The following is a 24,057-nucleotide window of genomic DNA, read 5'->3' on the forward strand; positions in this document are numbered from 1 at the left end:
CCGGTTTGCATAGGCTGCGCCAGAATGCGAAATTGACAGTTGCCATGGGCCGAATCGCGCGTGCAAGCGTGACTGGTGACCGGGTGGCGGCACAGAAGTGGAGTGGGTACGAGGTTGGCTGACCAGAGTGGTGGCAGCGGCAACGGCAGGGTGCGGCGACTCGTCATAGTCGAGTCGCCGACTAAGGCGCGCAAAATCGCCGGATACCTTGGGTCCAACTACGTCGTGGAATCGTCGCGTGGGCACATCCGCGACCTGCCGCGATCGGCCGCCGATGTCCCCGCGAAGTACAAGTCCGAACCCTGGGCACGCCTCGGGGTCAATGTCGATGCCGACTTCGAGCCCCTATATATCGTCAGCCCCGACAAAAAGGGCACCGTCACCGAGCTGAAGGACCTGCTCAAGGGCGTCGACGAGCTTTATCTCGCAACAGACGGTGACCGCGAGGGCGAGGCCATCGCCTGGCACCTCCTCGAGACGCTCAAGCCGACGGTCCCGGTCAAGCGGATGGTGTTCCACGAGATCACCGAGTCCGCCATCCGGGCGGCCGCCGAGGATCCGCGTGACCTCGACATAGACCTGGTCGACGCCCAGGAGACCCGACGCATCCTCGACCGTTTGTACGGCTACGAGGTCAGCCCGGTGCTGTGGAAGAAGGTGGCCCCGAAGCTGTCCGCGGGTCGCGTGCAGTCGGTGGCGACGCGCATCATCGTCTCCCGCGAACGCGAACGCATGGCGTTCCGCAGTGCGGGCTACTGGGACGTCACCGCCCAACTCGACGCCAGCGTGTCCGATCCGCAGGCGTCGCCGCCGAAGTTCACGGCCAAGCTCAACTCCGTCGACGGGCGGCGGGTGGCCTCCGGGCGCGACTTCGACTCGCTTGGCGCGGTCCGCAAGCCCGACGAGGTGCTGGTGCTCGACGAGGCGGCGGCGACGTCGCTGGCCACGGGGCTGCACGGGGCGCATATGACGGTGTCCTCAGTCGAGCAGAAGCCCTACACGCGCAAGCCGTACGCACCGTTCATGACCTCGACGCTGCAGCAGGAGGCGGGCCGCAAGCTGCGGTTCAGCTCCGAGCGCTGCATGAGCATCGCGCAGCGCCTGTACGAGAACGGCTACATCACCTACATGCGTACCGACTCGACGACGCTGTCGGAGTCGGCCATCAATGCCGCACGTAACCAGGCTCGCCAGCTCTACGGCGAGGAGTACGTGCACCCGACGGCGCGCCAGTACACCCGCAAGGTGAAGAACGCGCAGGAGGCCCATGAGGCCATCCGCCCCGCTGGTGATGTGTTCCAGACACCGGGTCAGCTGCACGCCGCGCTCGACACTGACGAGTTCCGGCTCTACGAGCTGATCTGGCAGCGCACCGTGGCCTCCCAGATGGCGGACGCCAGGGGTACCACGCTGTCGCTGCGCATCTCGGGTACCTCGAGCGCCAACGGCGCAGCCCCACGTGAGGTGGTGTTCGGCGCCAGTGGCCGCACCATCACCTTCGCGGGCTTCCTGAAGGCCTACGTCGAGAGCCTCGACGAGCAGGCTGGCGGCGAGGCCGATGACGCCGAGAGCCGGCTGCCGAACCTGACCCAGGGCCAGCAGGTGGACGCCACCGAGCTGACCCCGGACGGGCACACCACCAACCCGCCCGCCCGGTACACCGAGGCGTCGCTGATCAAGGCGCTCGAGGAACTGGGCATCGGGCGCCCGTCAACGTACAGCTCGATCATCAAGACCATCCAGGACCGCGGCTACGTCCACAAGAAGGGCAGCGCGCTGGTCCCGTCGTGGGTGGCGTTCGCTGTCATCGGGCTTCTCGAGCAGCACTTCGGGCGGCTCGTCGACTACGACTTCACCGCTGCCATGGAGGACGAGCTCGACGAGATCGCCTCCGGTAACGAGCGACGGACCAACTGGCTCAACAACTTCTACTTCGGCGGCGAGCACGGCGTGGAGGGCTCGATCGCCCGCGCGGGTGGTCTGAAGAAACTCGTCGGCGGCAATCTCGAGGAGATCGACGCTCGAGTCGTCAACTCCATCAAGCTGTTCGACGACGAAGAGGGCCGCGCGGTCAACGTCCGTGTCGGTCGCAACGGTCCATATCTGGAGCGGATGGTCGCCGACCCCGACAACCCGGGTGAACTCAAGCCGCAGCGGGCGAACCTGAAGGACGAGCTGACCCCCGACGAGTTGACCCTCGAACTCGCCGAGAAGCTTTTCGCCACACCGCAGGAGGGTCGCACGCTGGGCGTCGACCCCGAGACCGGCCATGAGATCGTGGCCAAGGACGGGCGGTACGGCCCGTACGTGACCGAGGTGCTGCCGCAACCGCCGGAGGAACCCGAGGACGGTGCGCCGGCGAAGAAGGGTAAGAAGCCGACCGGTCCCAAGCCTCGCACCGGGTCACTGCTGCGATCGATGGACCTCGAGACGGTGACGCTCGAGGACGCTTTGCGACTGCTGTCGCTGCCACGCGTTGTCGGTGTCGATCCGAGCAACAACGAGGAGATCACCGCGCAGAACGGCCGCTACGGCCCATACCTCAAGCGCGGCACGGACTCTCGATCGCTGGCCACCGAAGAGCAGATGTTCGACATCACGCTCGATGAGGCGTTGAAGATCTACGCCGAGCCCAAGCGGCGTGGACGTCAGGGTGCTGCGACGCCGCCGCTGCGCGAACTCGGCACCGACCCCGTCTCCGAGAAGCCGATGGTGATCAAGGACGGCCGGTTCGGTCCGTACGTGACCGACGGTGAAACGAACGCCAGCCTGCGCAAGGGTGATGACGTGCTGTCGATCACCGACGCGCGGGCCTCCGAGCTGCTGGCGGATCGTCGAGCCCGCGGCCCCGTCAAGAAGGCGGCCAAGAAGGCTCCCGCCAAGAAGGCCGCGGTCAAGAAGGTCGCGAAGAAGGCTCCCGCCAAGAAGGCTGCGGCCAAGAAGGTGGCGAAAAAGGCCTAAGCGGTCGGGGTTAGGCGTCTGACGGCGTCGGCTCCGGCTGGGGGGCTTCGGCCTCCGCGTCATGGCTTATCGGCGGTGGCGAGAACAGGTTCGTCGGGCGGGCCAGCTGCGTCGGTGCGACGCGGCCGCGCAGTTCAACGATCTCGCCGACCTCCCAGCACAGCGCCTCGGCATCCACGGCACCGCTGACGGCGATGGCCGAGGCCAGCACGTGGCCCTCCTCGAGTTTGGCCAGCTCGGTGAGGCGGGCGGCCTCGTTAACCGGGTCACCGATCACCGTGTACTCGAAGCGGGCCTGCGCGCCGATGTGGCCGGCGATGGCGCGGCCGGAGGAGACGCCGATACCGAACTCGGTCTGGCCCAGCACCGCCACCAGTTCGTCGTGCACCTCGCGGGATGCCGCCAGCGCGGCGCCCGAGGCATCGGGATGTTCGATGGGCGCGCCGAATATTGCCAGCGCCGCGTCGCCCTGGAACTTGTTGACGAACCCGCCGTGGCGGTTCACGGTGTCGACGATGACGCGGAAGAAGTCGTTGAGCAGGCTCACGACCTCCGAGGCGGGCACCGTGGAGGCGAGCTGCGTCGAGCCCACCAGGTCGACGAACAGGACGGCGACATCGCGTTCCTGACCGCCGAGCTCGGTGCCGCGTTCCAGTGCGCGACGGGCCACGTCCTCGCCGACGTAGCGACCGAACAGGTCTCGTAGGCGTTGTCGTTCGGCGAGGTCACGGACCATGTCGTTGAACCCGGCCTGCAACAGGCCCAGTTCGCTGGCGTCGTAGATCTGCATGTGCGCGTTGTAGTTGCCGCGCTGCACTTCGCCGAGCGCCCACCGCAACTGGCGCAGTGGGTCGGCGATGGACATCGCGACCAGCACCGTCCCGGACAGGCCGATGACGAGCCCGGCAATGGCCAGCAGCAGGATCGGTGTGGTCAGCCGATCGGCGGGTGCGGTGAGGATCTCGAACTTGCTTGCCACGACTGCCAGCACGATCGCGAGGATCGGCACGCCGGTCGACAGCACCCAGGTCAGGACCTGCCGCTGAATGACGCCGGGCGCCCGGAAGTTGGCAGGCACACCACCGCGCAGCGCGGCCACGGCCACGGGCCGCAACACCCGCTCCGACTGCAGGTAGCCGATGATGGCGGTCGCCGTGGCACCCAGCGCCGTGGCGACGGCCACGACGGGAGCGGACTTGCTGGCCACCGGCCAGCTCGCGACGATGAAGACGATGGAGCCCAGCAGCCAGTTCGTCACGTTGATCAGGGACCGGTAGTACGGCATCTTCAGCGCGCGTGCACGGGCGAGTTCGGTGATCGCGGGGTCTGAGCTACTCAGCAGGGTGTCGTTGCGCTGCCAGCGGATCACCGGAAGCAGCATGCGCAGGGTCAGATAGGCGCCCACGCCGAACGACACGAAGAGATAGATCAGGAAGACCGCCAGGTTGAACACCGGCAGGTCCTGCAGCTGGACGCGGTCCTCCGGCGGCAGGCCAAACCGCAGGAAACCCAGGACCAGCAGCGCGCCGATGATGTCGGCCTGCAGCATGCCGAGGGTGAACACCGGCCACGGGGTACGCGCCACCCACCGGACGAATGCGATGATTCGCCCGATCGGTCTGGCCCCTGTGGTCATGCGATAACCGTATCGGTCCACGGCGACCGTTAGCGTCCCCGTTAGGCAGGTTGTGTCGCTGTCGGCACTAGGGTGGGCTCGATATGAGCGGTGTTTTCTCGCGTCTGGTTGGCCAGGACGCGGTCGAGGCGGAGTTGGTGGGTGCCGCCGTCGCCGCGCGCGGTGATTCGGCTCACAGGGCGGACATGCCGACCTCGAGCGGCACCATGACCCACGCCTGGCTGATCACGGGTCCGCCCGGGTCGGGCCGCTCGATCGCCGCACTGTGCTTCGCCGCTGCCCTGCAGTGCACGTCGGATGGCACCCCGGGGTGTGGTGAGTGCCGCGCGTGCACGACCACCATGGCGGGCACCCACGGTGACGTTCGCCGGATCATTCCCGAGGGGCTGTCGATCGGCGTCGGGGAGATGCGCGAGATCGTTCAGATAGCGTCGCGGCGCCCAGGCACTGGCCGGTGGCAGGTCGTGCTCGTCGAGGATGCCGACCGACTGACCGAGGGTGCGGCGAATGCGCTGCTCAAGGTGGTTGAGGAACCGCCGCCGTCCACGGTGTTCCTGCTGTGCGCACCGTCGGTGGACCCCGAGGACATCGCGATCACGCTCAAGTCCAGGTGCAGGCACGTGGCCCTGGTGACGCCGCGGCTCGAGGCGATCGCCCAGGTGTTGATGGACACCGACGGATTGCCCGAGGCCGACGCCATGTGGGCGGCCTCGGTCAGCGGCGGCCACGTCGGTCGGGCTCGCCGCCTGGCCACCGACGACGAGGCCCGGCGCCGCCGCGAACGCGCTCTGGGACTGGCACGTGATGCGGCCACGCCGTCGCGGGCCTACGCATCGGCCGAGGAGTTGGTGGTCACCGCCGAGGATGAGGCCAAGGCACTGACCGGTGAGCGCAATGAGGTGGAGACCGAGGAACTGCGCACGGCGCTCGGTGCGGGCGGCACCGGCAAGGGTGCCGCCGGCGCGTTGCGCGGCTCGGCGGGTGCGCTCAAGGACCTGGAAAAGAGACAGAAGTCACGTCAGACGAGGGCGTCCCGCGACGCTCTTGACCGCGCTTTGATCGATCTGGCGACGTATTTCCGCGACGCGTTGGTGGTGTCGGCCGGGGCCGGGACGGTGCAGGCCAATCACCCTGACATGGCCGAGAAGGTGGGGGCCATGGCGGCGCACGTGCCCGCCGACCGGCTGCTGCGCTGTATCGAGGCGGTGCTGGAGTGCCGGGAGGCGCTGGCGATCAACGTCAAGCCGAAGTTCGCCGTGGATGCGATGGTCGCGACCGTCGGGCAGGCCCTGCGCGGGTGACTCCGACGGGGTAGGCGCGAATTGGGTTGGCGGCGCGGCCTGCCGTAGACTCTGCTGCGCCTGCCACTCGAACGCTTGGCTGCTCTTACAAGCGCTCATCGGCTGGGCATCGCCGCCTTAGCTCAGTCGGTAGAGCGTCTCACTCGTAATGAGAAGGTCGGGGGTTCGATTCCCCCAGGCGGCTCCATGTTCACTTCGCCGAACGTGACACCACGGCGATTCTCAGCCCCGATTCTCGCGCTCACGTCACGTTCGGCGAATGCGGCTGGGTCACACGTCCTCGGCGAGCGCTGCTTCGGCGATCTTCGCCGCGGTGGCGGCCGCCGGGAAGCCCGCATAGCCACTGGCGTGGTAGATGATCTCGGCCAGCTCGTCGTCGGTGAGACCGTTGGTGCGGGCGATCCTGAAGTGGGCGTGCAGCTCGTCGTTGGCCCGCAGCGCCATCAGGATGCCGAGCGTGACGAGGCTGCGGTCGCGTCGGCTGATGCCGTCACGGGCCCAGAGCCTGCCGAACACGCTCTCGACGCCAATGTCCATCAGTTCGGGCGCGAAGCCGCTGCTGAAGTCGACGTCACCGTCGTCGTCCGGGATGGAGCCTGGCAGCAGCTCGCGGAAGACCCGAAGGCCCTCATCGCGTAAGTTAGTCATGCTTACTATTCTGGCACGACGGTCACTCGGTCGGTGCCAGATATCCGACGGGACCCGACGCAACGCACACCGACAACGCCGAGGTGTTGGCCTGCACGTCGATGGCGTCGCCCGCACCGGGCAGTCGCACGAACACCCGGTTGAGGCCGGGCCGCACCGGCACCTTCACCTGCGTCCCCTCCGACAGCGAGACGGTGATCGACCCGTCGCTGTTGGCCAGATAGTTGAGCTCGGCTGTCCACTCCGACGGCAGCAGCGGCCCGTCGAGCGGGATCCGTGCCGGCGCGTCGGGCTGTACCAGGTAGCCGCAGCTCGGCAGGGGACCGAGTTGCATCGAGCGCACCCACGTCACCTTGGCGCCGAGCAGCCGCCCCGACATGTCGAGCATCCGCAGGTCGGTGGTGGCCGCGGCGAACTCGGGTCGGTCGCGAATCAGGGCGAACACGTGGCTGAGCAGGTTCTCCGGCCACTGGATCCGTTGCAGGATCAGCGGGTCGACCTCCTGGTCGAGCATCGGCGCATCCGACGCGGCGGCGGCCTGGGCCAGGGACGCCCGCCCGTTCTGCAGGTAGGACCTGGTCGGGTTGTCCTGCCAGATGGTGTTGAACGTCGCGGTCGAGTACAGGCTGCTCGCGACGAACAGGGCTGTGCCGACAGCGACGACGGCAGTGCGCGCGCGTGAGGAGTCCAGCCACCGCGATGTCTCCCTGTTCGGCGCGCACAGCCCGACGGCGGCCAGCAGCGCCAGTACCACCACCAGGTCGGGCAGGTAGCGCAGCGTCTGCGCCAGCTCCAGCGCCGTGAACTGAGAGGACCGCATCAGATAGATCGGTATCTGGCAGGCCACCGCGTAACCGATCGCCGCCAACCACACCCAGCCGATCCGCTGCTTGCGCACCAGGCTCACCACGAAGACCGCGGCCAGTGCGGCCCAGCCCAGCGCCATGACCGTCAAAGGCGGTGTCGCCCAGGGAGATGCGGGTGCCCAGCGCTGCCAGTCCCACGGTCCGCCCACCAGGCCGGGCACGATACCGTGCGTCACCGACCGCAGTAGCAGGTCAGAGGTCATGCCCAGATCGAAGCTCCACCGCTGCTGATCGACCACCAGCAGATAGACGCCGATCCACGCGATCAGCACCGCCAGGCACGCCGCCCACAACCGGATACCGCTCCGCCACACGGTTTTACACGCAGCGCCGTCCCCGGCGACGTGTGCGAGCAGTGCGACCACCGCGAACGCCACGAACGGGATCACCGCGGCCTTCTCGAAGAACTGCAGCCCCACGAGGAACGCGATGACGCCTGTGACGGCGTATCGCTGGTTGCCGGTGCGCACCAACAGAATTGCGTCGGCGCACACCCACGCCATCGCCGCGATCATGGGCAGTGCGTTGAGTGCGGCCGCCCACCACGAGAAGGCCGGCAACCCAAGCGGGGTGAACAGTGCGAAGGTCAGCGGGAGCAGCAGCACGGGGCGCCAGCCGAGGATGACGTACAGCGCCCGCAACAACGCCAGGGACGCGACCAGCTGCAGGACCACCAGGCTGATGGCCGGACCGATCCAGTCCAGAGGCGCCAGCCGGGTGATGCCACCGGCGATCAGGAACGCCGCGGGCATGACGTGCCCGTCGTGGTCGTCGAACAGGTATGAGGCCGACAGCAGGCCCTGAGTGCCCGCGCGGCCGGTCAGGATCAGATCGTCCCAGTAGAAGTAGCCGTGAAATGCGAGCACCGCGCGGACCAGCAGCTGCAGCGCGATCAACGCGACGGCGGTGCGGGGGACCCAGGTAACCACCCCCGGTCGCTGCGCTCCTGCCCGCCGGATGTTCACGTCCGCCGACTGTACGGATGGGGGAGCACCATCGGTATGGTGGCCCCGTGCGGACACTAGTCACCGGCGCGGCCGGTTTCATTGGATCGACGCTGGTAGACCGCTTGCTTGCCGACGGGCACAGCGTGGTCGGCGTCGATGACCTCAGCTCGGGTCGCAGTACCAACATCACGACGGCCGAACAGAGCGACGTGTTCGAGTTCGCCAAGGCCGACATCGTCGATGCCGACCTCATCGCGCTGCTGGCCGACGTCAAGCCCGAGGTGGTCTTCCATCTCGCCGCGCAGATCTCGGTCACGCACTCCGTTGACGACCCGCAGCGCGACTCCAGCGTCAACGTCGTCGGCACGGTCCGGCTGGCCGAGGCCGCCCGCCGGGCGGGTGTGCGCAAGGTGGTGCACACGTCGTCGGGCGGGTCGATCTACGGCATCCCGCCGTCCTACCCGACCACCGAGGACATGCCCGTCGACCCGTCCTCGCCGTACGCGGCGAGCAAGGTGTGCGGCGAGGTCTACCTCAATATGTTCCGCAACCTCTACGGGCTGGACTGCTCGCATATCGCGCCTGCCAACGTCTACGGCCCGCGCCAGGATCCGCACGGCGAGGCCGGTGTTGTCGCGATCTTCGCCCAGGCGCTGCTGGCGGGCCGGGCCACCAAGATCTTCGGCGACGGCACGGACACGCGTGACTACGTGTTCGTCGAGGACGTCGTCGACGCTTTCGTGCGGGCCGGCGGCGAGGCCGGGGGTGGCCAGCGGTTCAACGTCGGCACCGGGGTGGAGACCTCGACCCGGCAGCTGCACACGGCGATCGCCGCGGCGGCGGGTAAACCCGACGAGCCCGAGTTGCACCCGCCCCGGCTCGGCGACCTGAAGCGCTCGCGGCTGGACGCCTCCCGGGCCCACGACGTGCTGGGATGGGCTCCGCAGGTCACTCTGGCCGACGGCGTGCGCCGGACGGTCGACTACTTCCGCGAGGAATGATCACAAAAAGATTGTGAGTACTCACTTTCTGTTGTAGGTTGGCGTCGACCCAAGGAGACGCCATGACGTTCGACGTCATCATTCGCAACGGCCTGTGGTTCGACGGCACCGGTCGCGCGCCCGCGACCAGGACGCTCGGCATCCGTGACGGCATCGTCGCCGCGGTGTCTGCCGGACCGCTCGACGAGGCCGGGTGTCCCGACGTCATCGACGCCGACGGCAAGTGGGTGCTCCCCGGTTTCATCGACGTGCACACCCACTACGACGCCGAGGTCCTGCTCGACCCGGGTCTGCGCGAATCGGTGCGCCACGGCGTCACCACCGTGCTGCTCGGCAACTGCTCGCTGTCGACGGTGTACGCCTCGTCTGAGGATGCCGCCGATCTGTTCAGCCGTGTCGAGGCGGTGCCCCGCCAGTACGTGCTCGGCGCGCTCGAGGCCAAGAAGTGCTGGACCACACCCGCCGAGTACGTGGCGGCACTCGATGAGCTGCCACTGGGCCCAAACGTCGCCTCGATGCTGGGCCACTCGGACCTGCGCACCGCGGTGCTTGGCCTCGACCGTGCCACCACCGACGACGTGCGGCCGACCGACGCCGAACTGGACCGGATGGCGACAATGCTCGAAAAGGCGCTCGACGCAGGCCTTCTCGGTATGTCCGGGATGGACGCGGCGATCGACAAGCTCGACGGGGATCGGTACCGGTCCCGCGCGCTGCCGTCCACTTTCGCGACATGGCGCGAGCGGCGCAGGCTCATCGCCGTCCTGCGCAAACGAGGCAGAATCCTGCAGAGCGCGCCGAATGTGAAGAGCCCGATCTCCGCGCTGCTGTTCTTCCTGTCCAGCAGTCGCATGCTCGGCCGACGGTCGGGTGTGCGCATGAGCCTGCTGGTGTCGGCCGACGCCAAGTCCGCGCCCGCGGCCGTGCACGTATTCGGGCCCGGCACCCGGCTCCTCAACAAGCTGCTCGGCTCGTCCGTGCGCTTCCAGCACCTGCCCGTACCGTTCGAGTTGTACTCCGACGGAATCGATCTGCCCGTCTTCGAGGAGTTCGGCGCGGGGACTGCCGCACTGCACCTGCGTGACCAGTTGGAGCGCAACGAGCTTCTCGCCGACACCGAGTATCGGCGTCGGTTCCGTCGCTCCTTCGACCGCAAGAAGCTCGGACCGAGCCTGTGGCACAGGGACTTCCACGACGCGGCCATCGTGGAGTGCCCCGACGAGTCGCTTATCGGCAAGAGCTTCGGGCAGATCGCCGACGAGCGCGGTCTGCACCCGTTGGACGCGTTCCTCGACGTCCTGGTCGAGAACGGCGAGCGCAACGTCCGCTGGACGACCATCGTGGCGAACCATCGACCGAAGCACCTCGATCGACTCGCCGCCGAACCGTCCATTCACATGGGCTTCTCGGACGCCGGTGCGCACCTGCGCAATATGGCGTTCTACAACTACGCGCTGCGGCTGCTCAAGCGCACCCGTGACGCCGACCGGGCCGGCAGGCCGTTCCTGACCATCGAGCACGCGGTGCACCGGCTCACCGCCGAGGTCGCCGACTGGTTCGGCGTTCCGGCGGGCACCCTGCGCGAGGGCGACCGCGCCGACTTCGTGGTCGTCGACCCTGCGGGTCTCGATGCCTCGGTCGACGCCTACCACGAGTCGGAAGTTCCCTTCTACGGCGGACTCTCGCGGATGGTCAACCGAAACGACGCCGCCGTGGTCGCGACGGGAGTCAACGGCTCGGTCGTGTTCCGCAACGGCGAGTTCGTCGAGGGCTACGCCCGCGGCGCCGGGTCAGGCCACTTCCTGCGGGCGGGTGTCGCTCAGCCGAGGCGCGCGAGAACGACACTCTGACATGGCCAGAACTCAGCAGCAGCGCCGCGAGGAGACCGTTGCGCGCCTTCTCGACGCCTGCATCGACACCATCGTCGAGGTCGGCTACGCGCGGGCATCGGCCGCGGTGATCGCCAAGCGCGCCAAGGTGTCCGACGGCGCGCTGTTCCGGCACTTCCCCACGATGGGTGACTTCATGGCCGCCACGGCTCACGAGGTCATGCGGCGCCAACTCGACGCGTTCACCAAGCGTGTCGCCGAGATCCCCGCCGACCAACCGGCCCTCGATGCCTCTCTGATAGTCCTGCGCGACGTCACCGGCAACGCGACGAACGCCGTGATGTACGAGCTGCTCGTCGCCGCGCGCACCGACGAGAGGCTCAGGGCGACGCTGCAGGTGGTCCTCGCCGAGTACGCCGCGAACATCTACGACGTCGCGAAGTCGCTGCCCGGCGCCGACCGATTCCCGCCGGACGTGCTGGCGGTAGTCGTCGCCACCCTGACGAACGCGTTCGACGGTGCCGCGATCGTGCGCGGCGTGCTCCCACAACCCGAACTCGAGGACGGCCGCATCGCGCTGCTGTCGGCACTGCTCAACGGCACACTGCCGAGCTAGGCGTCCTCGGGTGCACGCGCACCGTCGAGTGCGACGGCCCGTGCCAACTGCGCGTACTTCAGTTCGAGGTCCTTGAAGCGCATGTAGGTGCTGAGGGTGGTGAACAGGAACGCCACGATCAGCGCGTATCCGAGCAGGTCGGACCCGCGGTCGACGCCGAGCCAGTTGGCCAGCACGGTCGTGTCGTCGGGTCGCACGATGGCGTATACCGCGGCCACCACGAACAGGACGTAGCCCACCTTCACCCACGCCCGGGCCTGCGCGCTGCGCCGTGACCGCAGCAGGTACACCAGCAGCGTGATGATGGCCGCGATCAGCAGGACCTGGATCCAGTTCATCGACGCATCCTTCCGCGCAGCAGTCCGTCGAAGACGATGTTGACGCCGTTGACCAACGGCTGCCCCTTCGACATCGAGTAGTCGGTGTAGATGATCTCGACGGGTTCCTCGGCCACCCGCCAACCGTTCTCGACTATCAGCGCAATGATCTCGCTGGCGTGGCTCATCCCGCTCATGGTGATGTTGAGCGATTCGGCGACGGTCCTGTTGAAAACCCGCAGACCGTTGTGCGCATCGGTCAGCCCCAGCTTGCGGCTGGCCGGGCTGAGCTTGGCGATGAGAGGGAACAGCATCCGCCGCAGCGCGGGCATGCGCGCGGGCACACTGCCGCCGAAGCGGGTGCCGATGACGATGTCGAGGTTCTCGGCGACAAGACGGTCGATCATCCGGATGACGTCCTTCACGCGGTGCTGACCGTCGGCGTCGAACGTCACGAACACCGCTGCGCCGGGCCGGGCGCGGGCGTACTCGACGCCGGTCTGGATGGCCGCGCCCTGGCCCAGGTTGACCGGGTGGCGCACCAGGTGTGCCCCGGCGCGCAGCGCTCGCTCGCCGGTGTCGTCGCGGCTGCCGTCATCGACGCAGACCACATTGGGAAATACGGTGCGAACGTCGGCGATGACGTCGCTGATGACGCTCGCCTCGTTGAAGGCTGGGACGACGATCCACACGTCGCGGTACGGGCTGTCGATGCCGATCAAGTTACACGCTTACGCTGGGTGCGCCCTTGCGCAGCGCAACCAGGTGCACGCCGATTCCGACCAGCGGTCCGCACATCAGGGCCACCACTGTGCGGGTCGCGAGATCCAGGGGTAGCAGCAGAAGAAGGGTCGAGGCCAGCGTCGCCCCGACCCAGCCGGCGGCGTACGCGCGGTGCAGTGCGGCGGCGACGGCGGCGGCACCTGTCAGGGTGAGCAGCGCGATGGCTATCGCCGCCGCGGTGAGCCACGCCAGCAGCGTGCCGCTGGCCTGATACTGGGGACCGAACGCAGCCGTCAGCAGCCACGGTCCGGCCAGACCCGCGATCGCCACCGCCAGTGCGCCGAGACCGATGACCACCAGGGTCGGCATCAGCAGGGCACGCAACCGGGCCTCGCGCTGGTCGACGAAGTAAGCGATCAGGTTGCCCTGCATGGCAGTCAGCGGTACCAGCAGCGGTGCGCGGGTCAGCGTGACCGCCAGTATCACCACACCACCGGCCGCGCCGAGGTCGGCTGAGGTGGCCTTCAGCAGCACCGGGAAGCCCATGACGAGAATCGCACTTGCGCCCGCCGCGGCGATGGAGTGCGTCGCCCCCCGCAGGAAGGTGCCGACGGTACCGGGCGTCAGCAGCCGCGCCGCGGCGCGCGACGCCGGGGAGGCCAGCAGCAGGATCAGCCATGCCATCGAGCCCGCGACGGTCGCCCACAGGTAACCGACCAGCGCCCACCCGACCAGGAAGGTGGTGATCGCCACCGCGACCCGGCCGATGGCGTCACCGACGATCAGCGCCCCGTACTGGCTCCACCGGTTAACCCCGGCCAGCACCCCCAACAGCGTGGCGTGCACACAGAAACCAGCTATGCCTGCGGCCAGCAGGCCCACGCTCAGCCACCGGGACTCGACGAAGACGTGGCTTGACCACAGCGGCGCGGTGACGGCGACAGTCGCCGCGGAGGCCAGACCGACAAGCACCGCCACCCGAATCGGACGGATCCGCGGACCGGTGGGGTACCGCGCCGCACCGGCTTGTGCGACCTCGCGCACCTCGCGGGTGGACTCCTGGAGCAGGCCGTTGGCGGCCCCGGCCAGCAACCCGAAAGCACCCCAGAACACCGCGAACACCGAGAATCCCGCCGGTTCGAGGTCGCGCGCCGCGAGGTAGAGCACCAGGTACCCGCACACCGCGCTGATCAGCGTGGCGATACCGACCCTGACGACGCTGCCCCTGGTGACCGGCCCCAGCGCGGGAACGGGCGACGCGCCGTCGGTCACAGGTCCGGTAGCGCGGTGGAGTACAGCCAGGCCTGCCACAGCGGGCGCAGCGACTCGTCGGAGTAATTGGCGGCCAGACCGGTGAAGTCGTCAGTCACGGCGGTCGAGTGACGGTACCGGGTGGTCCACTCCCGGAGCAGGTCGAAGAAGTTCTCGTCACCGATGGTGCGGCGCAACACGTGCAGCGTCACCGCGCCCCGCTTGTACACCCGGTCGTCGAACATGTCGCGTGGGCCGGGGTCGGCCAGAAGCAGGTCCTGACGTGAGGACGCGAGCTTCTGGTAGTAGTACCGGGCGCGCTCGTCGGCGGTGCGGTCACCGGACTCCTCCGACCACAACCACTCGGCGTAGCAGGCGAAGCCCTCGTGCAACCAGATGTCGCGCCAGCGTCGCGCCGTCACCGAATTGCCGAACCACTGATGCGCCATCTCGTGGGCGACGAGTCGCTCGGCGCGGCGCGTACCGTCGCAGTGGTTGGCGCCGAATATCGAGATTCCCTGTGCCTCAAGGGGAATCTCCAAGTCATCGTCGGTGATCACCACGGTGTAGCCGCTCGAGAGGGGATACGGGCCGAAGAGCTTGACGAAGAGCTTCATCATCTGCGGCTGACGCCCGAAGTCATGGTCGAAGTTGGCGCGCAGACGCTCCGGCAGCACGACGCTCATCGGCACCGGCGTCTTGGTGACCCGGTGCTCCTCGTACTCGCCGATCTGCAGCGTGACGAGGTAGGTGGAGGTGGGTTCGGCCTGCTCGTAGGTCCACGTCGTCATCGCCGCGCGGGTGCGACGCGACACCAGCTTGCCGTTGGCCACCGCGTGGTAGGGATTCTCGGTGGTGATCGCGATGCGGTAGCTCGCCTTGCTGCTCGGGTGGTCATCACACGGGAACCACGATGCCGCCCCGTTGGGCTGGCCCGCCACCAGCGCCCCGCTGGACAACTCCTCGAATCCGACTTCGCCCCACAGGGTTCGGATGGGCCGGGGGGTTCCGCCGTAGCGCACCACCACGGCCATCGCGGCACCCGCGGGTAGCGCGGAGGCCAAGGTGATCTGAAGCTTTCCGCGTGAGGTGTGAAACGACGCGGGCCTGCGCCCGTTGACCGACACCTTGGACACCGACAGCGTGTCGGCGAGGTCCAGGGTGAACGTCTTGAGCGACGCCAGGGTCGTCGCCGTGATGGTGGCGGCACCCGACAGCCGGTTGATGTTGACCTTGTACTCGATGTCGAGCTCGTACCGCGACACCCGGTAGCCAAAGTTCCCGTTTCCGGGCAGGTAGGGGTCGATCACCGGGGGAGATGCCTTGAGCGCCTTCTTAAACCGGGTCACGCGGCGGAGGCTCCGGACTTCTTCGACTTCGCCGCGCGGCCGCTGCGCTTCTTGCCCAACGGGTTCCATGGCGCGATCGGGTTGCCCTGCCATCGGGTCGAGGCCGGGACCTCGTCGCCGCGCATCACCAGGGAGGCGGGTCCCACCGTGGCACCCGCGCCGATCCTCGCGGCGGGTAGCGCCACACAGTGCGGCCCGAGCGTCGAACCGGCCTCGAGTGTGACGGTGTCCATCCGCATGATGCGGTCGTGGAACAGGTGCGTCTGCACGACGCAGCCACGGTTGACCGTCGCGCCCGCGCCCAGCTCGACCAGGTCGGCCTCGGGCAGCCAGTAGGTCTCGCACCACACCCCGGCCCCGATCTTCGCGCCGAGCGCCCGCAGCCAGAGGTTCATCACGAACGTGCCGCTGGCGGCGCGGGCGAACCAGGGTGCGGCGACCGTCTCGACGAAGGTGTCCGAAACCTCATTGCGCCAGACGAACGACGACCACAGGGGATGCTCGATGGCGCGAATCCTGCCGATCACCAACCACTTCGCCACCACCGCGATGGTTCCGGCGATCGCGCCGGCCACCAGCAGGATGATCCCGCCACCCAACGCGGCCCACACGTAGCCGAACTCACCGGCCAGGTACTGCAGCGCACCGAGCACCGCGACGCCGATCGCGAACGTGACGATGAGCGGGATGACGCGGCACGTCTCGACCAGTGAGCGCAGCAGCTTCAACCGCGGCGACGGATGGAATGTGCGCAGTGCGTCGGCCGGGGCCGGTTGGCGGCGCAACCGGATCGGGGGGCTGCCCAACCACGACGAGCCCGCCTTCGCCTTGTGTGGTGCCGCGCTCAGCACCGCGACCAGACCGTCATCGGGTACCCGTCGGCCGGGTTGGGTGATACCGGAGTTGCCGAGGAACGCCCGCTTGCCGATCGTCGCCTTGGCGACGTGAATCCAGCCGCCGCCGAGTTCGTAGGAGGCCACCATGGTGTCGTCGGCCAGGAACGCGCCGTCCTCGATGACGGTGAACTTCGGGGTGAGCAGCGCGGTCGAGATCTCGGTTCCGCGACCGACTTTCGCGCCAAGCAAACGCAGCCACCACGGGGTGAGCAGGCTGGCGTAGATGGGGAACAGATAGTTGCGCGCCGCGTCCATGAGCCGTTCTGTCGCCCACAGCTGCCAGCCGACGCGGCTGCGCACCGGGTGATAACCCTCGTGCAGGCCCAGCGCCAACACGCGGACACCGATCACCGTCAACCCGGCGTACGCGACAACCGCGGCCAGCGTGGCCGCCGGTGTCCAGATCAGCGCGGGGACAATCGCTTCGGTCAGCGATGTGGTGTCGCGGATCGCCCAGCCCAACACGGCCAGTCCGGTACCAAGCGCGACGAGCGGCACACCGCCGAGCAGTACCGAGGTGAGGCCGTACATGAGCACCCAGAACGGGGCGCGGCGCGGTCGCTCGTCGGGCCACGGGTGCCGGGCCTTGCCCGACTTGAGCGCCGGTGAGCCCTTCCAGAACTGACCCGCCTTGACCTTGCCGACCACGCCGGAACCCGGTGCGACGTCGGCATTCTTGCCCACCACGGCGCCAGGCAGCAGGGTCGTTCGCGCCCCGATCGTGGCGTCGTTGCCGATCTCGATGCGACCGACGTGGAAGTGGTCGCCGTCGATCCAGTGCCCGGTGAGGTCCACCTCCGGCTCGATCGAACACCGGTGGCCGAGGGTCAGCATGCCGGTGACGGGAGGGGCGGAGTGCAGGTCGACGCCCTTGCCCACCCTGTTGCCCAACATCCGGGCGTAGTAGACGAGCCATGGCGCACCGGCCTGGTTCTCGGCCCCGCTGGCCTCGCCGAGTCGCTCGGCCAGCCAGACGCGCAGATGCACCGATCCACCACGTCGGTAGGTGCCCGGTTCGAGCCCGCCGAGCAGCATGCGTGCGCACAGCACCGCGATACCCATCCGGCCCGGGGGCGTGACGAAGACCAGGAACCCCGCCAGGATCCACCACCAGTTGACCGGCACGGCCCACGACAGCAGGCCCAGACCCGCGGCGATGTTGTTGAACAGCGCCAGCCACACCACCCACTGCATACCGGTCAGGGTCGCCAGCGGCAGCGACATCCCGACCTGCGCCAGCTGCGTCAGACGCGACACCTTCTTGACGGTCCGCGTGATGACCGCGGGCGGCGGGTCGAGTTCGTCGAGGTAGCCCGCCAGCGATCCCAGCCGGGGATGGTCGTACAGGTCGGCGACCGTCACCTGCGGGTAGCGCGCCCGCAGCGCGGCGACCAACTGCGCCGCCGACAGCGAGCCTCCGCCGAGCGCGAAGAAGTCCTCCTCCGGTCCCGCGACGGGTGCGGCGAGCACATCGCGCCACAGTCCGGCGAGCCAGCCGGTGGTGCCCGCGAGATCGGGGTCGTCCGCACCGGTGTCGCCCGCCACGGGCCACGGCAGCGCGTCGCGGTCGACCTTGCCCGACGTGCGGGTGGGCAGTTCGTCGACCAGGACCAGGCGCGGCACCAGCGCGGCGGGCAGCGACTCGGCCAGCGCAATGCGCGCCGCGGCGACGTCGAAGTCCGGGTCGGCGCTCGCGATGTAGCCGACCAGAAGTGGTGTGCCGCTTGCGGTCTTGCGCACCGCCGCGGCACCGCCGCTGACACCGGGCAGGTTAACCAGCGCAGAGTCGACCTCGCCGAGTTCGATGCGGCGCCCGCCGACCTTGACCTGATCGTCGGCGCGACCCTGGAAGTAGAGCCCGTCGGACTCGAGACGGACCAGGTCACCGCTGCGGTAGGCCCGCGCCCAGCCCAGCGTGGGCATCGGCGCGTACTTCTCGGCGTCCTTCTCCGGGTCCAGGTAGCGCGCGAGCCCCACACCGCCGATCACCAGCTCCCCGGTCTCGCCCACGGGCACCGTAAGGCCGTCCTTGTCGACGACGGCCAGGTCCCAGCCCGGCAGCGGCAGGCCGATGCTGACGGGACCGCGCCCGTCCAGCTTGGCCAGGCACGCCACGACAGTCGCCTCGGTGGGGCCGTAGGTGTTCCACACCTCGCGGCCCGCCGAATCGGGGCCTGCCGCGAGCCGTTCCGCCAGTTCCGGCGGGCATGCCTCGCCGCCGAATATCAGCAGGCGCACCGCCTCCAGCGCCTCGGCGGGCCACAGCGCGGCCAGCGTCGGCACCGTCGAGACCACCGTGATGTCGCGCGCCACCAGCCACGGCCCCAGATCCATGCCGCTGCGCACCAGCGAACGGGGCGCAGGCACCAGACATGCGCCGTGCCGCCAGGCCAGCCACATCTCCTCACATGACGCGTCGAAGGCCACCGACAGCCCGGCGAGTACCCGGTCGCCGGGCCCTAGCGGATTGGCCTGCAGGAATATCTGGGCCTCGGCGTCGACGAACGCCGCCGCGTTGCGGTGCGTCACCGCGACGCCCTTGGGCGTTCCGGTCGAGCCGGACGTGAAGATGATCCACGCGTCGTCGCGACCGAGCGGCCTGGCGGCGCGCCAGCCCCGCGACGACCCGTGACCGCGGATGAGGCCGGCCTCGGTGATGACGCCGACGACGCCGGCCTCGCCGAACACCAGGGCGGCCCGCTCGTCGGGGTCGTCAGCGTCGACCGGCACGTATGCCGCGCCTGCGGCGAGGGTGGACAGGATCGCCACGTACAGCGCGTAGCTGCCCGACGGCATGCGGATGCCGATGCGGTCGCCGCGCCCGATGCCCCGGGCGGCCAGCCACTCCACGCTCTCCTCGACGTCGGCGATCAGCTCGGCGTAGGTGAGCTGAACGTCACCGTCGTCGAGCGCGGGTGCGTCCGGATGGCGCTCGGCGGTGGCGTAGAGGATGTCGATCAGCGTGCGTGGCTCCGTCGCCGCCGAGGACAACAGGTACTGGGCGGGGATGCCGAACTCCGGAGGTCCCTCGTCTGCTGTCACGAGTACAAACTACTAAGGCTCGGGGGGTTCGGCTGACGGCGCACGGCGGCGCGATCACATCGATATCGCGATCCCGTCGATGTCGCGTGTGAATTCCGCGGAAATGCGGATTCCGTTGGACTCTGGCTGATCACAAACATCGCACCTATCCACGCGGAGGGCCTAGCGTGGCGGTGGTGCGGATCTTTGTGGCTGATGAGGCAGGCGAGGACGTCAGCGAGCTGACCTCCGGTGGACAACCCGTGGTGAGGCTCACAGCCCCCGATCTGCAGTGGGCCAAGCGCGGTACCGCCAGAATCCACGCCGACGGCGGTGGCGTGGCGGTGATCCTCGATGTCTCGGTCGCGGTGCCTGGTGACTTCCGGGTGCCTGCGGCCTCCGAAACGGTGCACTATGCGGGCACCGTGGCGGGGCTGGCGGGGCTTATCGCCGACATCGGCTTGGCGGGCGTCGCCGACGGCGTCACCCTGGTCCCCGCCACCGAACTGGGCCCCGGGGAGCTGCGCCAGCTCGGGCAGGACGTGCTGCGCCGCCTCGCCGATCGCGAGCCGAAGTCCGCCTGATCGGCTGAGTCACCGCCGCCGCGGAACCCCCGGCGGCCCTAGAGTTTCCTGCGATGGCTCGTTACCGCTTCTGCGTGATCGGCGCAGGCATTGTCGGACTCGCGACAGCACACCGACTGCTGAGTGAGCACCCTGGCGCCTCCGTCGTGGTCATCGAGGCCGAGGATGACGTGGGCCGGCACCAGACCGGGCACAACAGCGGCGTCATCCACTCCGGCATCTACTACGAACCGGGCAGCCTCAAGGCGACGTTGTGCAAGGCGGGGGAGCAGGCCACCAAGGAGTTCTGCGCCGAGCACGCCATCGAGTTCGACGAGTGCGGCAAGCTCATCGTGGCCACCGACGCAGGCGAGGTCGCGCGATGCGACGCCCTGGCCGAGCGCGCAGTGATCAACGGCATCGAGTGCCGCCGGGTCAGCGGCGCGGAACTGACCGAGATGGAACCCAACGTCACCGGTCTGGCCGCGTTGTACCTGCCCCGCACCGGCATAGTCGACTACCGCAGGGTGTGTACGACGCTGGCCGGCCTGATCCTGGACTCGGGCGGGGAACTGCGCACCGGTGAACGCGTCGTCGCGATCGAGGAGGGCGCCGCAGGCGTCACGGTCGGCACGACGTCGGGCACCGTTGCCTGTGAGCGTCTGGTGGTGTGTGCGGGCCTTCAGGCCGACCGCCTGGCCCGGATGGCGGGCCTGCGGGTCGACGTCCAGATCGTGCCATTCCGCGGCGAGTACTTCCGGCTGCCGCCTGGCCGGTCCGGGTTCGTGCAGCGGCTGATCTACCCGGTGCCCGACCCGGCGCTGCCGTTCCTCGGCGTGCACCTGAGCCCAACGATCTCCGGCGATATCACCGTCGGGCCCAGCGCGGTGCTCGGTCTCGCGCGGGAGGGCTACCCGAAGTTCTCGGTGAACCTGCGCGACGTCGCGTCGATGGCCACCTTCCCCGGGGTGTGGCGCGTCGCGGCGGCGAACATCGCCCTGGGTTGCAGGGAGATCGGCAACTCGGTGTTCAAGGGCAGATACCTGACGGAGTGCCGCAGGTACGCGCCTGAGCTGACCAAGGCCGACCTGCTGGCCCATCCCGCGGGTATCCGCGCCCAGGCCGTCGGCCGCGACGGGACGTTGCTGCACGACTTCGTCATCGAGCGGACCGACCGGATGATCCATGTGCTGAACTCGCCGTCGCCAGCGGCCACCGCGGCGTTGCCCATCGGGCGCCACATTGCCGCGCTGGCCGCGTAGCCGAGGCCGAAACGGACGGATCAATTCCAGTCGATGCAGTTAGCTGCTGCTGGAGATCGCAATCATTCTTGGTGTTCGGCAGGCGTCGATGCCGGCGATATCCATAGCCAGAACCCGGGGTCGTCGTCGTTGGCGCCACCTGGCGGTGCGGCTCGCTCGGCAGGGAATGGCCCTCGGATGCTGCGTCGGTCGAGCTTTTCAGCTAGCGTTCTCCTGCTGGCAAAATTCGATAAGACCAAGATCGAGAGGCGTTCCGACTCGAACTGTCCTCGAAACAGCAAACTATAGGTACGGAATGCGGCGACGCTTCCAAGCCTCGGGTGCGAATCCCCGGCTCGGCGTGTATTGGACGAAAGGGATCGTTGTGGGTTCAACCGAGACGCCCCCCGCGTCGGGTGGCGCGAAGTTGCGGGCTCGGATCATCGGGCTCGACGGCGTGCGCGGTCTGCTCTGCCTGTCGATCGCCATCACCCACGTAACCACGCACTACACACCCAAGACCGCGGAGACGTGGATGACGAGCCTGCTGGGGTTCTCCCTGGTGTACTTCTTCGTCCTCAGTGGCTTTTTGCTGTTCCTGCCGTACGTGCGGAATCTCGTCGTGGATCGCGCCGCCGCGAAGATGCCGGGCGTGCGTGACTACGCGCTGCACCGGATCGCCCGGATCATGCCCTGCTATCTGGTGATCTTCCTGATCGTCAACTACGTACTGCAGGTCGCGTACGTCCAGAATCCCGCGCTGCAGCCGCTCGGCACCGATGACGGCACCGGAATGATCACCGACCCCGGAATGCTGCTCGCCAACCTCACCCTGACCCAGACCTACTTTCCCGCCTACATCCAGACCGGCATCAACCCCGCGTGGTCGCTGACGCTGGAGTACGCGTTCTACGCGTCCCTGCCGCTGCTCGGCATGATCCTGTTCGCGCTGCGCAAGCGGATCAACCTCAACCCCTTCGTGCTGGCGGCACTGGCACCTGCCCTGCTGCTCATCGTGGGGCTGGTCGGCCGGTCGCTGATCCCCGTCGTGTTCGCCCACGCCGGGACGACGGACTTCATGTTGCTCAACTGGGGTCCGAACTGGGCCGCGGTCTTCACCAAGAGCTTCTTGACCAATGCGGACAACTTCGCCCTCGGGATGTTCGCCGCCGTGGTGTTCGTGGCGATCGAACGCGGTGCGCTCATCGAGCGGTGGAGCGCTCGGGTGCGGACGATCAGCGCGGTGGCGATCCTGCCGACATTCGCGGTGTCCGCGGTGCTGCTCGTGGTGGCCAACCAGTTCGTCACCGCAGGCGTTGCCGTGGTCGCCGCACTGATGATCCTGGTGATCGTGGCACCGCTGGCGCGTGGTGAGCGGACCAGGCTGGCGGTGTGGCTGGACAGCCGCCCCATCCGCTACGTCGGCGAGATCTCGCTGTCGGCCTACCTGTGGCACTTCCCGGTCATGCTCATGCTGGACCGCTTGAATCTGATGGCGGGTGACACCGCAGCGGGCATGTGGCGCAACGTCGTGCTGCTGCTGGCCGTCACCATCGCGGTCGCCTCGGTGACCTACTACGCCGTCGAGAAGCCCGTCATGAGGTGGATCAAGAGCCGTCGAACCAGGAGGCTCGCGCTAGGGCAGGACGCGAAGCCGGTACCCGCCGAACCTGCGCCCAGCGCGCCGTAGCCTGATCTGCTCCTCGCGTGCGCGGCACTCACCAATTGTGGTATCCGCCTTCGGGTCCCAGCATTCGCTCCAGCCGACTCCGGTTGACCTTCGCGAGTTCGTTGCGGACCACCTTGCGTTCGGTCTCGAGGTCGTTGTGCATGCGGTCGATCACCGATGCGGTCACGTCTGCGGCGCACAGCCCGTTGACGAACATCACGAATCCGAACCCGAACCGCTGCGCGTAGGCCCCGGCCGCCGATGACAGGGCCGCCATCACGGCGGTGTCGTCATCCCACACCGAACACTGCTCGGCGCGGCTGCGGGGGCTGCGGGGCCGGCGACCGACGTCGGGGCACGCCTCCAGGATCTGATCGATCGCGGCCTCGGGCATGGCGAACAGCAGCGCATCGGCCTGCCGAAACAACGTGGCGTGGTCGGGGTAGGGCCGCCCACGCGCAAGGTCGCGCGACAGTCTCAGGCAGTTGGCGCACTCGTACAACGCGTAGGCAGCCCTGCGCTCAGGCCACGCGTTGAACGCATCGAGGCCAACCCCCTGATACATGAACACAACTCCATGATCGAAGGCGCAGAGAACACCTGGGTTACCCCGTGTAACGACGGTGCTAAATCAGCCCCGGATCGGGGCCGCGGATCTCAGTGACCGCTGTTCTTGAACCGCTCGATGGAGGCCTTCACCTCGGCCTCGGCCTCTTCGCGTCCGACCCAGTCGGCGGCCTTGACGTACTTGCCCGGCTCGAGATCCTTGTAGTGCACGAAGAAGTGCTTGATGGCCTCGAGTTCGAACTCGTTGACGTCGCCGACGTCCTGGACGTGGTCCCAGCGCGGATCGCCTGCGGGGACGCACAACACCTTGTCGTCGCCGCCCTTCTCGTCGGTCATCCGGAACATCGCGACCGGACGGGCATCCAGCGCCGCCCCCGGGAACAGCGGCTCAGGCAGCAGCACCAGCGCGTCCAGCGGGTCCCCGTCCTCGCCGAGGGTGTCCTCGATGAAGCCGTAGTCGGCCGGGTAGCCGAAGGCCGTGTAGAGGTAGCGGTCCAGCTTCAGCTTGCCGGTTTCGTGATCCACCTCGTACTTATTGCGCGAGCCCTTTTGGATCTCGACGACAACCTCGAACTCCACCGTCGCGGCTCCTTCGTCTCTAAAGTCTGTGGCTCGTCGGGTGACGGCGCGGGTCCACCATAGACGAGCGATACCC

At 68.2% G+C, this 24,057-nt stretch carries 18 protein-coding genes and 1 tRNA gene; 9 read left to right on the forward strand and 10 right to left on the reverse strand.

Translation table 11 applies throughout. From position 1 onward, the window contains the following. Positions 1 to 114 precede the first annotated feature (114 nt). On the forward strand, positions 115 to 2,961 hold the full coding sequence (topA, locus tag ABIA65_RS06395) for a type I DNA topoisomerase (RefSeq protein WP_241402779.1): 2,847 nt from the start codon (positions 115 to 117) through the stop codon (positions 2,959 to 2,961). Positions 2,962 to 2,971: 10 nt separating this feature from the next. Here the strand turns inward: topA and ABIA65_RS06400 are convergent, their stop codons facing one another. Then, entirely contained in the window at positions 2,972 to 4,597 is a 1,626-nt protein-coding gene (locus ABIA65_RS06400; RefSeq protein WP_354522978.1) for an adenylate/guanylate cyclase domain-containing protein, read from the reverse strand. 83 nt (positions 4,598 to 4,680) lie between these two features. On the opposite strand from ABIA65_RS06400, the gene ABIA65_RS06405 reads away from it, so the two are divergent. Continuing rightward, on the forward strand, positions 4,681 to 5,898 hold the full coding sequence (locus tag ABIA65_RS06405) for a DNA polymerase III subunit delta' (protein WP_354522979.1): 1,218 nt from the start codon (positions 4,681 to 4,683) through the stop codon (positions 5,896 to 5,898). Positions 5,899 to 6,009: 111 nt separating this feature from the next. After that, positions 6,010 to 6,085: transfer RNA gene (locus ABIA65_RS06410), tRNA-Thr, on the forward strand. Between the two features lie 83 nt (positions 6,086 to 6,168). Here the strand turns inward: ABIA65_RS06410 and ABIA65_RS06415 are convergent. Together ABIA65_RS06415 and ABIA65_RS06420 are read right to left on the reverse strand one after the other, a co-directional pair. After that, the gene (locus tag ABIA65_RS06415; RefSeq protein ID WP_241402787.1) at positions 6,169 to 6,546 is read right to left on the reverse strand and encodes a carboxymuconolactone decarboxylase family protein; all 378 of its coding nucleotides are present in this window, start codon (positions 6,544 to 6,546) and stop codon (positions 6,169 to 6,171) included. A 22-nt stretch (positions 6,547 to 6,568) separates the two neighbouring features. Continuing rightward, positions 6,569 to 8,377, reverse strand: a complete 1,809-nt coding sequence (locus tag ABIA65_RS06420; RefSeq protein WP_371746937.1) for a hypothetical protein — start codon at positions 8,375 to 8,377, stop codon at positions 6,569 to 6,571. Positions 8,378 to 8,424: 47 nt separating this feature from the next. Between ABIA65_RS06420 and ABIA65_RS06425 the strand changes: the two genes are divergently transcribed. The 3 genes from ABIA65_RS06425 (at position 8,425) to ABIA65_RS06435 (ending at position 11,805) form a co-directional block, all read left to right on the forward strand. After that, on the forward strand, positions 8,425 to 9,360 hold the full coding sequence (locus ABIA65_RS06425; RefSeq protein WP_241402794.1) for an NAD-dependent epimerase/dehydratase family protein: 936 nt from the start codon (positions 8,425 to 8,427) through the stop codon (positions 9,358 to 9,360). Between the two features lie 62 nt (positions 9,361 to 9,422). After that, complete coding sequence (locus ABIA65_RS06430; protein ID WP_354522980.1) at positions 9,423 to 11,210, forward strand: N-acyl-D-amino-acid deacylase family protein; 1,788 nt, start codon at positions 9,423 to 9,425, stop codon at positions 11,208 to 11,210. 1 nt (position 11,211) lies between these two features. After that, positions 11,212 to 11,805, forward strand: coding sequence for a TetR/AcrR family transcriptional regulator (locus tag ABIA65_RS06435; RefSeq protein ID WP_241402798.1), 594 nt, complete (start codon positions 11,212 to 11,214; stop codon positions 11,803 to 11,805). On the opposite strand, the gene ABIA65_RS06440 is transcribed toward ABIA65_RS06435, so the two are convergent. The 5 genes from ABIA65_RS06440 to ABIA65_RS06460 are packed head-to-tail and all read right to left on the reverse strand — an operon-like array spanning position 11,802 to position 19,383. Then, on the reverse strand, positions 11,802 to 12,143 hold the full coding sequence (locus tag ABIA65_RS06440; protein WP_241402800.1) for a DUF2304 domain-containing protein: 342 nt from the start codon (positions 12,141 to 12,143) through the stop codon (positions 11,802 to 11,804). The two genes, ABIA65_RS06435 and ABIA65_RS06440, sit on opposite strands and share 4 nt — an antisense overlap. Continuing rightward, on the reverse strand, positions 12,140 to 12,841 hold the full coding sequence (ppgS, locus tag ABIA65_RS06445) for a polyprenyl-phospho-N-acetylgalactosaminyl synthase PpgS (RefSeq protein WP_241405447.1): 702 nt from the start codon (positions 12,839 to 12,841) through the stop codon (positions 12,140 to 12,142). The genes ABIA65_RS06440 and ppgS overlap by 4 nt, the downstream gene beginning before the upstream one ends. Before the next feature lie 4 nt (positions 12,842 to 12,845). Beyond that, on the reverse strand, positions 12,846 to 14,147 hold the full coding sequence (locus tag ABIA65_RS06450) for a hypothetical protein (RefSeq protein ID WP_371747077.1): 1,302 nt from the start codon (positions 14,145 to 14,147) through the stop codon (positions 12,846 to 12,848). After that, positions 14,114 to 15,445 carry a M1 family metallopeptidase gene (locus ABIA65_RS06455; RefSeq protein ID WP_241402802.1) on the reverse strand — a complete coding sequence of 444 codons (1,332 nt, stop codon included), beginning with the start codon at positions 15,443 to 15,445 and terminating at the stop codon, positions 14,114 to 14,116. The genes ABIA65_RS06450 and ABIA65_RS06455 overlap by 34 nt, the downstream gene beginning before the upstream one ends. Further along, the gene (locus ABIA65_RS06460; RefSeq protein ID WP_354522981.1) at positions 15,442 to 19,383 is read right to left on the reverse strand and encodes a Pls/PosA family non-ribosomal peptide synthetase; all 3,942 of its coding nucleotides are present in this window, start codon (positions 19,381 to 19,383) and stop codon (positions 15,442 to 15,444) included. The genes ABIA65_RS06455 and ABIA65_RS06460 overlap by 4 nt, the downstream gene beginning before the upstream one ends. Before the next feature lie 176 nt (positions 19,384 to 19,559). On the opposite strand from ABIA65_RS06460, the gene ABIA65_RS06465 reads away from it, so the two are divergent. The 3 genes from ABIA65_RS06465 (at position 19,560) to ABIA65_RS06475 (ending at position 22,856) form a co-directional block, all read left to right on the forward strand. Further along, positions 19,560 to 19,946 carry a hypothetical protein gene (locus ABIA65_RS06465; RefSeq protein WP_241402804.1) on the forward strand — a complete coding sequence of 129 codons (387 nt, stop codon included), beginning with the start codon at positions 19,560 to 19,562 and terminating at the stop codon, positions 19,944 to 19,946. A 53-nt stretch (positions 19,947 to 19,999) separates the two neighbouring features. Next, positions 20,000 to 21,187 (forward strand): L-2-hydroxyglutarate dehydrogenase, encoded by a 1,188-nt coding sequence (lhgD, locus tag ABIA65_RS06470; RefSeq protein WP_354522982.1) that lies wholly within the window; start codon positions 20,000 to 20,002, stop codon positions 21,185 to 21,187. Between the two features lie 364 nt (positions 21,188 to 21,551). Beyond that, positions 21,552 to 22,856 (forward strand): acyltransferase family protein, encoded by a 1,305-nt coding sequence (locus ABIA65_RS06475; RefSeq protein WP_354522983.1) that lies wholly within the window; start codon positions 21,552 to 21,554, stop codon positions 22,854 to 22,856. A 28-nt stretch (positions 22,857 to 22,884) separates the two neighbouring features. Here the strand turns inward: ABIA65_RS06475 and ABIA65_RS06480 are convergent, their stop codons facing one another. After that, positions 22,885 to 23,400, reverse strand: coding sequence for a 2-oxo-4-hydroxy-4-carboxy-5-ureidoimidazoline decarboxylase (locus ABIA65_RS06480; protein ID WP_241402807.1), 516 nt, complete (start codon positions 23,398 to 23,400; stop codon positions 22,885 to 22,887). Between the two features lie 92 nt (positions 23,401 to 23,492). Next, a complete protein-coding gene (locus tag ABIA65_RS06485) occupies positions 23,493 to 23,981 on the reverse strand; it encodes an inorganic diphosphatase (protein WP_241402808.1) in 489 nt (162 codons plus the stop codon). Between the last annotated feature and the right edge of the window lie 76 nt (positions 23,982 to 24,057).

Origin of the sequence: Mycolicibacterium sp. 624 (assembly GCF_040548615.1) — a bacterium.
Lineage (GTDB): Bacteria > Actinomycetota > Actinomycetes > Mycobacteriales > Mycobacteriaceae > Mycobacterium.

Coding starts and splice junctions, on each gene's coding strand:
- ABIA65_RS06400 (WP_354522978.1), bottom strand. CDS start 4,597: ATGACCACAGGGGCCAGACCGATCGGGCGAATCATCGCATTCGTCCGG.
- ABIA65_RS06405 (WP_354522979.1), top strand. CDS start 4,681: ATGAGCGGTGTTTTCTCGCGTCTGGTTGGCCAGGACGCGGTCGAGGCG.
- ABIA65_RS06415 (WP_241402787.1), bottom strand. CDS start 6,546: ATGACTAACTTACGCGATGAGGGCCTTCGGGTCTTCCGCGAGCTGCTG.
- ABIA65_RS06430 (WP_354522980.1), top strand. CDS start 9,423: ATGACGTTCGACGTCATCATTCGCAACGGCCTGTGGTTCGACGGCACC.
- ABIA65_RS06435 (WP_241402798.1), top strand. CDS start 11,212: ATGGCCAGAACTCAGCAGCAGCGCCGCGAGGAGACCGTTGCGCGCCTT.
- ABIA65_RS06440 (WP_241402800.1), bottom strand. CDS start 12,143: ATGAACTGGATCCAGGTCCTGCTGATCGCGGCCATCATCACGCTGCTG.
- lhgD (WP_354522982.1), top strand. CDS start 20,000: ATGGCTCGTTACCGCTTCTGCGTGATCGGCGCAGGCATTGTCGGACTC.
- ABIA65_RS06480 (WP_241402807.1), bottom strand. CDS start 23,400: ATGTATCAGGGGGTTGGCCTCGATGCGTTCAACGCGTGGCCTGAGCGC.